The organism is Pseudoalteromonas sp. MMG005, assembly GCF_018101015.1.
Classification (GTDB): domain Bacteria; phylum Pseudomonadota; class Gammaproteobacteria; order Enterobacterales; family Alteromonadaceae; genus Pseudoalteromonas; species Pseudoalteromonas aurantia.
On the sequence record NZ_JAGJEK010000015.1, the window covers coordinates 1 to 16,648 of the forward strand.

Annotated in this window: 8 protein-coding genes; 5 read left to right on the plus strand and 3 right to left on the minus strand. The window is 43.9% G+C overall.

Annotated elements, in window-relative coordinates; all coding sequences use genetic code 11:
• From J8M01_RS12875 to rlmB, 4 genes are all read left to right on the plus strand, one after another.
• Window positions 1-5,512: SdrD B-like domain-containing protein (locus tag J8M01_RS12875; protein WP_211058232.1), on the plus strand; the 5,512-nt coding region annotated here is incomplete at its 5' end.
• Window positions 5,505-9,587 carry an OmpA family protein gene (locus J8M01_RS12880; RefSeq protein WP_211058233.1) on the plus strand — a complete coding sequence of 1,361 codons (4,083 nt, stop codon included), beginning with the start codon at window positions 5,505-5,507 and terminating at the stop codon, window positions 9,585-9,587. The genes J8M01_RS12875 and J8M01_RS12880, both read left to right, overlap by 8 nt.
• 132 nt (window positions 9,588-9,719) lie before the next feature.
• Entirely contained in the window at window positions 9,720-12,197 is a 2,478-nt protein-coding gene (gene rnr / locus J8M01_RS12885; protein WP_211058234.1) for a ribonuclease R, read from the plus strand.
• 5 nt (window positions 12,198-12,202) lie between these two features.
• Window positions 12,203-12,943 (plus strand): 23S rRNA (guanosine(2251)-2'-O)-methyltransferase RlmB, encoded by a 741-nt coding sequence (gene rlmB / locus J8M01_RS12890; protein WP_138591017.1) that lies wholly within the window; start codon window positions 12,203-12,205, stop codon window positions 12,941-12,943.
• A 73-nt stretch (window positions 12,944-13,016) separates the two neighbouring features.
• On the opposite strand, the gene yjjG is transcribed toward rlmB, so the two are convergent.
• From yjjG to J8M01_RS12905, 3 genes are all read right to left on the minus strand, one after another.
• Window positions 13,017-13,694, minus strand: a complete 678-nt coding sequence (gene yjjG / locus J8M01_RS12895; protein ID WP_211058235.1) for a pyrimidine 5'-nucleotidase — start codon at window positions 13,692-13,694, stop codon at window positions 13,017-13,019.
• A gap of 8 nt (window positions 13,695-13,702) precedes the next feature.
• Entirely contained in the window at window positions 13,703-14,242 is a 540-nt protein-coding gene (gene yjjX / locus J8M01_RS12900; protein WP_211058236.1) for an inosine/xanthosine triphosphatase, read from the minus strand.
• 454 nt (window positions 14,243-14,696) lie between these two features.
• A complete protein-coding gene (locus tag J8M01_RS12905; protein WP_211058237.1) occupies window positions 14,697-15,596 on the minus strand; it encodes a phosphoribulokinase in 900 nt (299 codons plus the stop codon).
• A gap of 127 nt (window positions 15,597-15,723) precedes the next feature.
• On the opposite strand from J8M01_RS12905, the gene J8M01_RS12910 reads away from it, so the two are divergent.
• The gene (locus J8M01_RS12910) at window positions 15,724-16,587 is read left to right on the plus strand and encodes a hypothetical protein (RefSeq protein ID WP_247671126.1); all 864 of its coding nucleotides are present in this window, start codon (window positions 15,724-15,726) and stop codon (window positions 16,585-16,587) included.
• Window positions 16,588-16,648: the final 61 nt, after the last annotated feature.

Sequence of the window (16,648 nt, forward strand, 5' to 3'; positions counted from 1 at the left end):
TGTGCAGAATACCTATGCGGGTAAGAACGTCGTTAAGACCATCAAGGTTGGTAAACCAAGTAAGGTAGTCTTTACCGAGCAAGCGAATGCTGGAAGTTTACAGCTTGAAGGGCGAGTGATTTTAGATGTTAATCAAGACAAAGTATTTGGTAACGGCGATAAAGGCTTGGCAAATATTTCGTTCGAGTTGTCAGGGAAAGATGAATTTGGCTTTGATATAAAATTAAGTACAACGTCAAATAATAATGGCGAGTTTGTATTTACAGAGTTACGCCAGCCCTCGCCTGACGGTTATTGGCTGTCGCAAGGAAAGGTCGATGTTTATTTAGATGGGCGAGATTACCTATCGGGCGCTGTGGTTAAAGAGCAAGATGGAATTAAATTACATCAGGTTGCGTTAGCGAAAGGCGCGGTTTTATTTACTGAAAAGTATCCTAAGAATGAGGCAAAGATCAGTGGCCGAGTTTATGTTGATGTCGCGCAAGATGGAACTGAGCAGTCACAAGATAGACATATTTCTGGCGTTGAACTAGTCCTTTCAGGGCAAGATGTTTTAGGTCGTGAGGTGAATTTAAAAACCACTACCGATCAGCTGGGGAATTATGCATTTGATAACTTATTTGCCTCGAATAGCCAAGGGTATACTGTAAGACAGGTTCACCCAGCCTTGTACAATGATGGTATTGATTACTTAGCTGCTAAGGCCATTACCAATAGCCAAAAAAGTGATGTCGTTGATAATATGGCATTGGCGACTTCAGCGCATATACGGTTAGATTTTACTGAGCAATTACCAGCTAATGATGCCAAAATTACAGGCACTATTTTTGTCGACGTAGCGCAAGATGGTCAATTTAGTGCTAATGACAAAACGCTTTCTGGCTATGTAATTAAATTGGCAGGCAAAGATTTATTTGATAATGAAGTATCATTGAATACAACATCAGATAGTCTGGGTCAGTTTGAGTTTTCTCAGTTATATGCGGCGAATACTGCGGGATATCGACTCACTCATACACAGTCTGACGTATATGTTGATGGTGCAGACTACCTGAATCATACCAAACAAACCAATCCTGATGATGTTGTTACAGTCAGTGTTAGTACCTCAAGTACTACACATGTTGATTTAACCGAACAATTACCTGCTAACGACAGTGTTATCAATGTCATTGTGTTTGCAGATCAAAATCAAAATGGTCAGTTGGATATGATAGATTCAGCTTTGGCGAATACAGAAGTATCTTTATCGGGTAAGAATATACTGGGTGAAAATATAAATCTCAGTGCGCTGACAGATAGTCAAGGCAGAACGTCATTTACACAACTTTATGCGTCTGATGCACAAGGTTATTCACTTACCCAAATACAACCTGCATATCACTTTGATGGTAAAGATTATGTGCAAGACAGCTTAATAAGCAACAGTGACAATACCGATATTATTGCTCAGTTGCGTGTAACGGGCAGCAATGTATTAACTGCAGTGTTTACGGAGTTAGCACCCGTTAATGATGCGGTAATAACTGGGCGCGTCTTTGTTGACCAACAACAAAATGGTCAATTTGAGGCAACAGACAGTGGGTTAGCAAATGTAACTGTGACTTTGCAAGGGGCGGATATATTTGACCGTGCAGTACAAGCAACGGGCGTAACCAACAACAATGGTGAGTTTAAGTTTGAGCAGTTATATGCTTCGAATCCAACAGGGTATCGTTTGGTCCAGTCTCAGCCTGCGGAGTATTTGGATGGTCTTGATTATAAACAAGGCGCGATAACTGTTGAGAATGATCAAATTAGCAATATTGTTGTTGCACAAAGTGCTCAGCAAAGCGGCTACTTATTTACTGAGTTAGAGCAAGCTAATTCAAGTATCAGCGGTGTGGTGATAAGTGATTTGAATCATGACGGCTTGGTGCAAAATGGCGAACTGGGTATTGCCAAAGTGGAGATCACACTGACGGGGACCTCACGTTATGGCGAGGTTGTTAACCACAGTGTAAGCAGTGATTCAAATGGGACATTTATTTTTGAGCATTTGCCTGCCAGTGATATTCGTGGCTATCAAATTAAGCAAATACAGCCTCATGGTTGGTATGACGGCCTAGAGTCTCTCGCAGGTCAAATTCAAACCAGTGAGAATGACGTGTTTAATATTGTGCTCGACTCCTCACAAGATGTTGATAGTTTAGTGTTCGCTGAGTTAGCGTTATCGCAAGTCAGTGGCTTTGTGTTTGTTGATACTGACGACAATTTATTACTTAGCTCAGAGGAGCGCAGTATTTCGAACGTCGCTATAACGTTACGTGGTATCAGTATCAATAGCGAAGTCATTGAATTATCAGTGCAAACCAATGCAAGCGGTTTTTATCAATTCACTGAGTTACCACCAAGTAATCATCAAGGCTATCAACTAAGTCAAGTTCAACCTAATAATTACGCTGATAACTTTGATGCCTTAGGCGGTGAGCGTATTGCAGACAGTGATCAAACTGATGTGATTTTACTTGGTCAGGTATGGCCTGACAGCGATTTAATTAACAATAACTTTACTGAGCGTTATGCAATTGAATTGCAAGGGAGAGTATTCGTTGATATGGATGATGATGCCAAACTACCAGATCTATTAAGTAAAAATGAATATCAAGCGCTTGCCATTAGTGGGGTGTTGATCACGCTATCGGGGAATGATTATCGCGGTGAAGCAGTTAAGCAAGAAACACGAACCAATGAATTGGGTGAATATCAATTTACTGATTTAGCCCCGAGCTCAGCACAAGGCTATGTGATTGAACAGCTACAACCTGAGCAGTACGTGGATGGCCAAGAAATGGCGATGACACAATTGGTTGCCAACTCTAAAGGCCAAGATATTATCACCACACCTCCGTTGTTAGGCACAAAAAACTATGCGTATTTCGATTTTGCTGAATTACCAAAGGCGTCAATTGGCGGCTCCGTTTGGGTAGACAGTGATGAAAATGGCCTGCTTGATGACAGTGAAACTATCGGTATTAGTGGTGTTACCCTGACACTGTCAGGAGTAACAACGGATAATGAAGCGGTAGAATTAGTTACGACCAGTAATGAACAAGGGGTCTTTTTGTTCGACTATTTACGCCCGGGTGTTTATCAGGTAATTCAAACACATCCAACAGCTTGGCTCGATGGACAAGAGCAAGTGGGGTCTCTTGGCGGCGAAGTGATCAATGATGGTTTTTTAGAGATTGCCCTAGCGCTTGGAGAGCAGGGTGTTGGGTACAACTTTGCTGAGCGTGGCAGTCATATTGGCGGTACGGTGTATGTTGATTTAAACGATGATGGCGAGCAACAGCGTTCAGAAATTGGTTTAAGTGATGTTGCGATTCATATTTCAGGTATTGATTTAAACAATCAAAGTGTGTCACGTACCGCAACCACAGATCGTTATGGTCGTTATCAGATCCGTAATTTACCCCTGTCAGATCAAAATGGCTTTGAGTTGACAGAAACACAACCCGACAATACCCAAGATGGTAAAGAAGCTGCTGGCAGTATTGGGGGAGTGGTTGCCCCGAGAATTGGTGATGACCAAATCAGTGAAATCATCATAGAGCGTCATATTACCGATGCAACAGCGTATAACTTTGGCGAGCAGTTAATGGATCCGGCTGCGATCAGCGGTGCCGTGTGGCAAGACAATAACCATAACCGTTCTGATGATGATGGTAACGGCCAAGCTGGTTGGTTAGTTGAGTTATTACCTGATCAATTAAATGGTGAAGCTAACGAATTAGATTCCGAACCGCTGGCTGTGGTTGAGTCAGATCAAAACGGCAAATACCAATTTGAAGGTTTACCGGTTGGCGTATACGAAGTACGTTTTCGTCATCCTCAAGGGGGCGTGATTTACGGTATTCCTGTATCTGGAGATCCAGACACCAATACAGACAAAGGCACTATTTTAAACATTGTGCTCAGCGCCGGAGAGCATGTGCCAGAACAGTCACTGCCGGTTGACCCATCAGGGGTGATTTACGATGTCAATTCACGTACGCCCATACAAGGTGCAAAAATTGAGATCATAGGTCCAGTTGGGTTTGATCCTGATTTACATTTGGTGGGGGGGCAGCCGAATGTGGAACAAACCACTGGGGATGATGGTTTCTATCAATTTTTATTATTTGCACAAGCGCCCGCTGGAGAATACCGTTTAGAGGTGACTTCACCAAGTGGTTATTACAGCGGCCTGTCAAAGCAATTACCGGTATGTGATGTGCAGCTTAAAGTCGGTGCCCATGAATTACCTGTGACGGTACATAAAGTAAATACCGCGCCGACATTAGCGGCGGTAAAACATGATCCTTTGGCATGTCCTAGCGATTCACAAGGCATCTATGCCTCAATGGACTCTACGCAGTACTATACCCGTTTTTTCATCCAGCCAAAACTGCCATCAGGTAATGTGGTAAACAACCATATTCCATTAGACCCTTATGATGAAAGTATGGTGCAAGTGAGTAAAAAAGCACTGAAACAAGATGTGGTGATTGGTGAGCTGATCCCGTATCACATTGCCATTCATAATCGTACAGAAATAAGCATTAACCCAGTTGATTTTATTGATCAGCTTCCCGCTGGGTTTAAATATGTCGCAGGAAGCGCTCGCATTGACGGGCAATTCATGGAACCACAACAAATGGGACGTCAGTTGCGTTGGAATGGGCGCACTTTGTCACCCCAGCAAAGTGTGCTGATTGATTTACTGGTTGTCGTTGGTGCTGGTGTGAGTGAAGGCAAGTTTGTAAACCAAGCATGGGCTGAGTTTAGTGGTGGTCAATTTAATGGTTTAAATACTAAGCGCATTTCAAATATAGCCAGTGCAACAGTGCGTGTGATCCCTGATTCAATCATGGACTGTAGTGATTTGACCGGGCAAGTATTTGACGATATGAACCGTAATGGCATTCATGATCCCCAAGAACCCGGCTTACCAGCCGTTAAATTAGCCACAGCACAAGGGCTTTGGATCACCACAGATCACTATGGTCGTTACCACCTTGCGTGTGCCGATGTGCCACATCAAAGTCGTGGTAGCAACTTCATCATTAAAGTTGATACGCGAAGCTTACCGTCTGGGTATCGGGTGACGACAGAAAACCCTCGAGTGGTACGCCTTACGCGAGGTAAAAATGTGGAAGCTAATTTTGCTGCCAGCATTCATCGTGTGGCACGTATTCAATTAAGTGATGAAGCATTTGAAAATGGACAGATCAAAGCAAATTATCGGGCGCAGTTAAATCAACTACTGAATACCGTTGCATCAACAGATGTGGTGATAAGACTGGCATACCGTGATGCTAAAAATGAAGGTTATGAGATAGCGCAACAGCGTGTTACGCAGCTAAAAGAATGGCTTGTTGAGCAATGGCAAGACAGCAATAAGGATCACACCTTGACAGTGGAAGAAGAAATTGTCGAATCGGTATTTTCGCAGCCCCAGAGCGCGAAAAAAGGGGTTCCCCATGATTAAGTTACGTGCTTTAAACCCTGTATCGGTTTCAGTAATCGCAGTACTGAGTTGCAACATGAGCAGTGTCGCTTTGGCAGCGAGCTTAGAATATAACATGGTGCGAAGTACTGGCATCGGCAGCAATACTGAACAGCAATTAGTACAAAAACACTTTGTGCTACACGCGCTGGTGCCGGTCAGTGACAAAGAGGTAGAACAACCACACACTGAGCAAGTGGCAAAAAAAGCCAATTACGTGAAAGATTCTGCGATTCGCTTTGTGTCAGGTAAGCATTTTCTCACCGGTTCAACAAAACAAGAAATGGACTTTATCATTGGTCAGCTTCGCGGTAAAAAACAGCTAAAGCTCCATTTTATTGGCCATGCCGATAGCCAACGGCTCAGCTCTAATGCGAAGAAAATTTATAAAACCAATCAGGGCCTGTCAGAGCATCGAGCGGATATTGTGGCTGGCTACTTCCGCCAGCAATTAGGGCTAAAAAGTGATGCGACTACCACTGTTGGGCGCTCAAACCGCGAACCTATTGCCAGTAACGCCACTTTAGCGGGTATGGCGCGAAATCGCCGCGTTGAAGTGATAGCGGTGTATGTTGAAGAAAAAACCACAACCAAAATAGTGATACAAGCTGGGCCACAACGACAGCTAATATGTGACAACCCCATGTTACCACAGCCCGCAATGGCCATTACGCTGGATGGACAACCGTTTGCGTCTGGTGATAGCGCCAATAATGCTGATCAACAACGCTGTGCAGATGTGGCGCTTAAAAAAATGCAGCTGCAATTGAAATACGATCCACTTGAGGCACTGCCTAAGCTCAGTATTCAACATGCATTAACCCAATCGGGTAATACCTTGATGATGCATTTAAAGGGTTACAGTAATTACAGCAGCTTTATAAAATATGCAGAAGTCTTGGTTATGGCGCCGGATGATCAGCAGGTACTCAGTAAGGTGTCACTCAATGATAATTTGGAGGGGAAGTGGCGTTTACCCGGTAACTTATTAGGGATGAGCTTAGCGTACCGATTGAGAGTGTATGACAATAGCGGCCGCTTCGACGAAACAGTGCTCAATAGTGCAGACTTTCGGCCTAAATTTGCGGTAGAGCCAGAAAAAGTAACAGGCTACTTACTGACAAGCTATGGCAAGTCTCAATTAGAAAAGCAAAATATCAAAGTAGCAGGAGGCACGCTGACGTTATATGGCGAGCAAGTGCCAGAGCAGCACCATGTGTTCTTTTTAGGTCGTGTGGTGGCTATCACCCGCGAGCGTAAATTTGTCCATCAGCAAATTGTTCGTTCCGGCTTTCATCGTGCTGAAGTGGCTGTTTTGGATGATGATGGCAATGGCACTTTGATCCACCGTGATTTAGCGCTACCAAAAAGTGATTGGTTTTATGTAGCGATGGCTGATTTAACGGTTGGACAAAATAGCCATAATGGACCGGTTGATTTACTGAATAAAACTCAACATAAAGATGGTGAGTTATTTGCTGACGGGCGTTTGGCTGGCTACATTACAGGAAAATGGCAAGACGAGTACCAAGTCACAGCAAGAATCGATACCCGTGAAGCGCCTCTTAACGAGCTATTTTCGAACATTCATCAAAAAGATCCTAAAAGCTTATTCAGGCGTTTGGAAGAGCAAGCCCATCCGAGTGAATTTGGTGATGACTCAACCACACGAGATGATGCGCCCAGTAATGGTAAGCTGTATTTAAAAATTGCCAAAGATGATAATCAGGTTTTATGGGGTAACTTTAACACGCAAATAAGCGATACAGAGTTAAGCCGAGTAGAGCGTGGTTTATACGGTCTACAGGCAAAGTATGTGAGTGCTGATGTAACACAGTTTGGTGAAAGTACCGCGGGTGCCGAGTTATTTGTCGCTGAAGCTGAAACCTTACCAGCCTATGAAACGCATAGGGCCACCGGAGGCTCGCTTTATTACCTTCAACATCAAGATATTGTCATTGGTTCTGAGCAAATAGCCGTTGAAGTACGAGATAAAATCTCAGGGTTAGTGTTAGTACGTCGAGCATTAGTGGCTGGTCAAGACTATGATATTGATGCCTTGCAAGGGCGTATATTACTCACCAAACCTTTGTCGTCATTTGAATTTGATGATTTATTGGTTCGTGCCGCAAGCTTAGATAATAACCCCACCTATTTAATCGCCAATTATGAATACAGCGCAGGATTTTCGCAGCTGAATAATTTGACCTATGGTGGCCGTATTAGCCAATGGTTAAACGACAAAGTGCAAATCGGCGCAACAGTACGTCAGCAAAAGCTCGATGAATATGATGATAACTTATATGGTTTGGATGCGATATATCGGCACAGTGAACACAGTTATGTGAAAGTTGAAGCGGCTGAAACACAAGGTATCGCGAGTGCGTTAAGCACTTTTAATGGTGGCTTTAGTTTTGATAATACGCAGTCTGCTGACACGCCAACGAATGCACAAGGAGTACGTGTTGAAGCGGCCTCTACATGGCACGAATTAGGGTTAAATAACGATGGCAAGGTCAATGTGTATTGGCAAAAGCTACAACAAGGCTTTGCGGGACTTGGTCAAGTCAACGCTGATGAAGCACAAACCGCAGGGGTTTTATTAACTTGGCAAGCAACAGCAGATACGCAGGTTAAACTTAAAGCTGACGAAAATAAGGTGAAAGCACGTTATCATCGCCAAGCGGCTGAGCTAGACATTGCACATGAATTGACTGAGCAATGGCAAGTGAGCACAGGGATCCGCATGGATAAGCGTGAGCAGCTACATGCTATATCATCTGCAAATGCACTTGTGGTAGGGCAAGCAGATGAAGGTCAGCGCACGGATGTAGCTTTACAACTGCAATATAATCCTAAAACAGACTGGTTAGCGTATGGGTTTGTGCAAGGTACACTCGATAAAGAAGTAACGCGAAAGGCTAATGATCGAGTTGGCTTTGGGGGAGAGGTTCAGATTTCTGAAGCGATCACACTCAAAGGCGAAACATCTCAAGGAAAGCAAGGCTTTGCCGCTGTTGCTGGGGTTGATTATGCTTACAGTGCGTCAGGCAATGTATATCTCAATTATCAATTAGACCCTGATGGAGATGACTTATTCAATTCTCGGCAACAGCGTCAATGGGTAACGGGCGCTCGGCATCGTTTTAGTGATTCAACCAGTGTGTATGGTGAGCAACAATTCCAAAAAGATGATCGTCAAACGGGCATCACGCACGCTTATGGCGTTGATCATAGCATTAACGAACGTTGGCAAGTGCAGGTTGGCTTTGAAAATGGCGACATAGATTTATTTGAACAAGGTCAATTGGCGCGAGACAGTGTCACGTTAGGGGTAGGGTATTTACACCAAGGCCTGCGCTGGTCGGGCGCGCTAGAATACCGCCAAGACAGCACTGATGATGAGCAGCGTACTAACTGGCTGATGCGGCATAACTTTACCGCTAAGTTGTCACCTGATTGGCGAGCGCAGTTACGTTTTGATACGGCAATAAGTGAGAGTAATGCTGAAACTGAAAATAGTGGCTTAAACAGTGACTTTACGGAGTTTCAGTTAGGATTTGCTTATCGTCCTATAGAAGCAAGCCCTTGGTCCGCGATGGCGAGTGTGACTTATTTAGAAGATTTAGCACCCGCGCAGCAACTCAATGGCATTGGCTTAGATAACACCCCACAGCAACGTAGTACGGTATGGTCAGTTGATGTGAATTACCGCTTAACTTCGCGTTGGCGAGTGGGTGCTAAGTTTGCTCAGCGTATAGGAGAGGTGCGATTAGGGCGCGACGCAGGACCTTGGTTTGACTCAACTGCTCAGTTGCATGTACTCAGAGCAGACTATCACTTAGCACATAACTGGGATGCAACCATAGAGTGGCGTAATTTAGCTGTCGATCGTGCGCAAGACGAGCGTAGTGGTGCACTTGCAGCCATTCATCGCCATGTCGGCGAGCATATGAAAGTGGGTATTGGTTATAATTTTACCGAGTTCTCTGATGATTTAACGGATTTTGATTATGACTCAAAAGGTTGGTTTATAAATTTAACCGGAAAATTTTAACAAATAAACGCATTGGCCCAGTCGGTATGTTAGCAGTGCTATTGGGCTACACAAAACTTTCATTGTCTGCGGCTGTCTCATTGTTCGATTTTGGGTTAAAATAACGACATAACTCCATTAACAAGATAGTGAATGTCAAAACAGGATCCTTACCTTAGCCGAGAGCAAGATAAATACGAAAACCCAGTTCCCAGCCGTGAATTTATTTTAGAGCACATTAAAAAAGTGTCAGCAAAAGCGGCCACCTTTAGTCACCTCTGTAGTGATTTGAATGTATTCGAATCAGAGCGGCAAATAGCCTTTAAACGTCGTTTGCGCGCAATGGAACGTGATGGTCAATTACATTTCAATAAGTTTAAACGTTATGTGATCCCAACCGATGATGGGTTGGTTAAAGGTCGAGTGATCGGGCATCGTGATGGCTTTGGATTTTTGGTGGTGGAAGGCGAACCTAAAGACTGGTTTGTTGCAAAACATCAAATGAATATGGTTTTGCACGGCGACATTGTTTTAGCCAAAGCAGCAAGCCGTGGTTCTGGCGGTAAAGTCGAAGCCCGTATTATAAAAGTACTTGCAGGTGAGCGTGCACCAATTGTTGGACGTTATTTCGTTGAGCATGGCACAGCGGTTGTGGTGCCAGAAGATCCGCGCATTACCCAAGACATTATTATATTACCAGGCAGTGAAAATGGTGCGCGTCATAATCAAATGGTGCAGGTTGAGATCACACAGAGTCCAAGCCGACAAATGAACGCGGTGGGTAAAGTACTTGAAGTGCTTGGCGACCACATGGCGCCAGGCATGGAAATTGAAGTGGCGTTGCGTAATCACGACATTCCGCATGTATGGCCAGAAGCAGTGTTAGAACAAGTAGCGAAACATGGTGAGTTTGTTGAAGAAGCTGATAAAGCCGGGCGGGTTGATTTACGCGAGCTACCGTTAGTCACCATTGATGGTGAAGATGCCCGCGACTTTGATGATGCCGTTTATTGCGAACGTAAAAAGTCAGGTGGATGGCGCCTATGGGTCGCCATTGCCGATGTGTCTCATTATGTACCAAAAGGCAGTGCACTGGATAAAGAAGCCATTGAACGCGGTAACTCAGTATATTTTCCTGAGCAAGTGATCCCGATGCTTCCTAAAGTGCTGTCGAATGGACTATGTTCACTGAACCCAGAAGTCGACCGCTTATGCATGGTGGCAGAAATGACGGTCTCTGAAGCGGGTAAGTTGTCTGGTTATCGTTTTTGCGAAGCGATCATGAACTCACATGCACGCCTCACTTACACCAAAGTACATGCTATATTGCAAGGTGATGAAATACTGCGCGAACAATATGCCGCGGTTGTGCCGCATTTGACTGATTTACAGCAAATGTATATGGCATTGAAGTCGGCACGTCAGACACGAGGTGCCATAGAGTTTGAAACCGTTGAAACTCGCTTTGTGTTTAACGCCCATCGCAAAATTGAGTCTATTGTGCCCTTGGTACGTAACGATGCGCATAAGCTGATTGAAGAATGTATGATTTTAGCCAATGTGTCAGCGGCTAAATTATTAGAAAAACATGAAGCACCCGCGCTTTATCGTATTCATGATGAGCCGGATCAAGAAAAGCTCAGTCACTTTAGACAATTTTTAAATGACTTAGGCATTGAAAGTTTACTGCCTAACGAGCCTGAGCCAAAAGAATTAACGGCGGCGCTGGCACAATTGGGTGATCGCCCAGAAAAAGAATTGATCCAGACCATGTTATTACGCTCTATGAAGCAAGCCGTGTATCAGGCTGATAATATTGGACACTATGGACTCGCGCTGTCGGCGTACGCGCATTTTACATCGCCTATCCGCCGTTACCCTGATCTAGTGGTTCATCGAGCGATTAAAGGCATATTAGCAAGCCAAGGCCAGCAAACATCGGGTGCCTATGTTTACGAAAATGATGAAGTCGATAGGTTAGGTGAGCAATGCTCGACCACTGAACGACGTGCTGATGATGCGACCCGAGAAGTGGCTGATTGGCTCAAATGTGAATATATGCAAGATCATGTAGGAGATGAATTCTCTGGGGTGGTGTCGTCAGTGACCAACTTTGGGTTATTTGTTCGCTTAGATGACTTACAAATTGATGGCTTAATTCATGTTTCTAACTTGGGGCAAGAGTACTACCAATATGATGGGGCCAAACATACCCTCATTGGTGAGCACTCTCACTCAGTTTACCGGTTGGGTGATAAGCTTACTGTGACCGTTGTGTCTGTGAGCTTAGACGAGCGTCGAGTTAACTTGGTATTGGCGGGAGAGACGGTACCTGATAGATACGCACGTCGACGTGCAAAACCACAGACTAAATCAAAACAACATGCGCCAAGTAGTGTGCGTTCACAGCTAAAAGCAGGTAAAATCCCCGGCAAAGACCAGCAAGATGAGCAGAGTAAGCCGTCTAAAAAGCCGAGTAAGGGTAAAAAGACCACGCCGAAAGGTAAGCTGAAAAAAGCGAAATCGTCGAGTGCTGAAGTGACTAAAGGCAAAGCAAAACCTAAAGCCAAAAAAGCCAAAGCAAAGCGCCCTGGTAAAAACGCCCGTAAACGTAAAAGCACTGGAGCATAAACGCAGTGAGTAATGAATTAATTTATGGTTTTCATTCTATTGAAGCCATTTTAAACAAAGAGCCTGAGCGCTTTTTAGAGATCTACGCATTAAAAGGGCGTGAAGATAAACGCTTAAATCCAATCATTAATGAAGCACGTAGATTTGGTATTTCGGTGCAGTTTATGCAGCGTAAAGCGTTAGATAACAAATCAAAAGGCGAGCAACATCAAGGTATTATTGCCAATGTGAAAGCGGCACGTACTTACAGCGAACGTGATTTAGATGACATCATTGCCAGAGAAGACAATCCCTTCTTTTTAGTATTAGATGGTGTAACTGATCCGCATAACCTTGGTGCTTGTTTACGTAGTGCTGATGCTGCGGGTGTACATGGCGTGATCGTACCAAAAGACAAGTCGGCTAAATTAACCGGTACGGCTCGTAAAGTTGCTTGTGGGGCTGCAGAAACGGTGCCGTTGATCCAAGTCACCAACCTTGCACGTACTCTACGTGATATTAAAGAGGCGGGTGTTTGGGTTGCTGGTACGGCGGGTGAAACAGACACGCATGTGTTTGATGCAAGCTTAACGGGTCCAATTGCAATCATCATGGGGGCAGAAGGAGACGGTATGCGCCGTTTAACCCGTGAGCATTGTGATATTTTGGTGAAAATTCCTATGGTTGGCACGGTGTCAAGTTTGAACGTGTCTGTGGCAACTGGGGTCTGTTTATTTGAAGTGTTGCGTCAACGTAACGCGGTCTAATTCACTGACAGTGTTATTTATGAGGTTAGAGATTACTCTGACCTCATTATCTTTTTCCCCTTGTGTTACCTCACTATTCCTCAGCCAGCAAACGGGCTAACTCGTTCAATGAGCGCACAGTATAAGTAGGCTTTATGTCAGCTGGGCATGATTGATTCTGGTGCTGTAACCAGCAGCTGTTAATGCCAAACTGGTTAGCGCCCAAAATGTCGCTACTCGGGGTATCACCGACCATCAGTACTTTAGATTTATCTGGCTCACCAAAAAGTGATAAAGTGTGTTGAAAAATCTTGGGGTCTGGTTTGGCAATGCCGACCAACTCAGAAATAACCAAGTGCTCAAAGTGTTCAGTAAGACCGGTGTGAGCCAATCTGCGTTGCTGTAATGCTGCAAACCCATTGGTAATGATCCCTAGCTTGGCTTTACCCTGTAATTGGGTTAATAATTCGCGCGCGCCGGGTAAAGGTTCACAAATGGCTGCCATTGCCGTTAAAAACCCCTCGTTGAGCTGCTCTGCAGGCACATTAAGCTTGTTGGCCCACTGAGAAAAGCGAGTAACTTGCAATGTTTTAGCATCGATATGACCTGCCTGATAATCTAGCCATAATGGTGCGTTGACCTGCTGATACTCTGTAAAGTGCTCAGCAGTAAATGTGACCCCATATTGTGCGAGCATGACTTGCAACCCCGCAAATGCATTAAAGCTAAATAGGGTTTCATCGGCATCAAATAAAATATGTGTGTATTTCATAGTACCCTTTATTGATTGTTGAACAGTTCTGCATGAATGAAAGGTGCCATAGCAAGCGTTAAGGCTTGCGTGTAGGTACTTTCTCTGGTTGCTAAGTTGTTAGTAAGCAAACCAATCGCACCGCCTTTTTGCTTTATATTGGTGGTGTTGAAAGTTTTGTCCATTACCGGCCCAAGCTCCTCTCCTGCGATCAGTGCGTCGAAAATAACTTGAGGGAGCGGCAGGTTACTGCTGCGGTTTACACTAGTGTGTTGTGAGTTTGCTATTACGACATAGGCAAATGTTGCAGGGCCATAGCTAAACTGGTGTGCGCCGCCCTCCATTGCGCAATAATAGTCTGCGTTGTGGTGTTGCATTAAATATTTGACTCTATTTTGTGCGCCAAGTCGTGTTTGTTCTTCCCCTAACGGTTGCTCAGGCACCAAGGAAGGCGCTTGCAGCCCTTCGCAATGGATAGTCTTATCAGGAAAGTAATTGCTAAAAACCTGCTTTGCAGCATTTATTTTTATTGGGTTTTGCGAGCCGACTAAGATGCTTAACTGTGTCATTGAAATCTCGTGCTGTACAAAAGAGCAAACAGTGTAAGCTTGGTGTTATTTGCCCGCAAGTTAAATAACCTCAGGTTTGGATAAGGGTTTTGGAATAGAAAGTGTTTTGGAAACAAACATACGTACAATCCAATGATGATATTTTGCTCAATATCAAGGCGCTTTTATGCAGTAATAGCGGGCTATTACAAATGAAAGCAACGCCGAGAGTGAGAACAATAGCTTTATTGGGCAAATTCGCTTATCCAGAGCTGAGGTTAATTAACCTCAGATTTGAGTAAGGGTTTTGGAATAGAAAGTGTTTTGGAAACAAACATACGTACAATCCAATGATGATATTTTGCTCAATATCAAGGCGCTTTTATGCAGTAATAGCGGGCTATTACAAATGAAAGCAACGCCGAGAGTGAGAACAATAGCTTTATTGGGCAAATTCGCTTATCCAGAGCTGAGGTTAAATAGGTAAGTCGACTTGTACCATACTTTCTAAAGCACGCTTTTTGAGTAATAGATCTTTGATAAGCGGGGTTAATACCAGCTCCATTGCTAAGCCCATTTTTCCGCCCGGTACGACAAGGGTGTTCATTCTTGACATAAAGCTGCCTTCTATCATTTGCAGGTAATAAGGAAAATTAACGTCGTCGATACCACGAAAGCGGATCACCACAAAACTTTCATCTAAAGAGGGAATATCTTTGGCGCTAAATGGGTTTGACGTGTCGACTGTCGGCACTCGTTGAAAGTTGATATGGGTACGTGAGAATTGGGGGGTGATGTGGGTAATATAATCATCCATACTACGTACAATCGAGCTCATCACGGCTTCACGTGAATGGCCGCGTTCGTTGGTGTCACGGATCATTTTTTGGATCCATTCAAGGTTGATAATTGGCACCATACCGATGAGTAAATCGACGTGTTTAGCAACGTCATGTTCTTGTGTTACTACGCCCCCGTGTAGCCCTTCATAGAACAGCATATCTGTGTTTTTCTCAAGTTGTTGGTAGGGCGTAAACGTACCCGGTAGTTGATTATAAGGTACTGCATCATCAAAAGTATGTAGGTAACGACGTACTCGACCTTTACCCTGTTGTCCATAATTGTCAAATAACTCTTCTAAAGCACAAAAGTCGTTAGCTTCTTTACCGAAGTAACTAATATGTTTGCCTTCTTGTAGAGCTTCACGTTTTAGCTTGTCCATTTCTGGGCGAGTATATCGATGAAAACTGTCTCCCTCAATGAGGGCGGCATTGGCATCAAGGCTACGAAAAATATGTTTAATAGCATTGGTGGTGGTCGTTGTTCCTGCACCAGAGCTACCTGTAATGGCTATTATCGGATGTTTTTGCGACATATTCGCCTCATGAACTCAGTAATTGGGAACGTTTGTGAAATTGATGTTACCTGATGCCGACAAGATAGCAAGCTTTGTGCTTTGTTTAGCAAGTGGTTATCATAGGCAAAAAAAGACAGGGAATATTATGAAGGTTCTAGTTTTTATCAGCACACTGTGGTGTGCATTTACCAGTATGCATGCCATTTCAGCCATGCCAAGTAGCCAATTGTTTGTGGCTGAAAAAACGGCGCAAGGTGTTAAAGTTCAAGCCATTACATCGGATGGTAGTTACCATAACCAGCCACTTACAACTGATAGCGGTGTGTATTTTACCAAAGAGTTAAGCACTCTGGAGGGCAGTCAAACAGATTTGTTTTTCTATGACTTTACCACGCAGCAAACGCGTAACCTCACAAATTCCCCCATCTCGGAATACTCACCGACTTTATACCCTCACGATGACGGTCTATCAACCATTGTGGTTGAAAGTACAGGTAAGCAGCGGCTTTGGTTTTACCCATTTGATAGTGCTCGTAAAGCAACGCCTTTATTGGCACATATAGATCCTGTGGGTTATCACGTGTGGGGTGAACAGCAAGATGTGATGTTATTTGTGTTGGGCACGCCACATGAACTGCACTTCACAGATACCAATGGTCATTTACCTAAGTTAGTTGCTAAAGACATTGATAGAAGTTTGGCATTTAATAAAACCAAACAAGTTTACTCATTTACCTACAATAAAAGTCAACAGTTATGGTTTGCAACGTATTCACCAAAAACGCAGCTGGTTACGTCCCATTTTGCTTTGCCAAAGTCAGTACGAGATTATACTTGGCTAGATGATGAGACAGTTGCATACGCGTTAAATAATCGCATTTTTACCCGTGAAATTACGTCACCAAAAGTAGTGTCTCAATGGATGAACTTAACCCAATATTGTAAAACACAGATTTCACGATTGAGTTATAATGATGGCAAGTTAGCATTTGTATGTAATACGCTTTAATTATTGCGCAAGAACAGACTTGTTGGCTAAAATGCGCAGCAAGCATCATGAATGGTAAAGG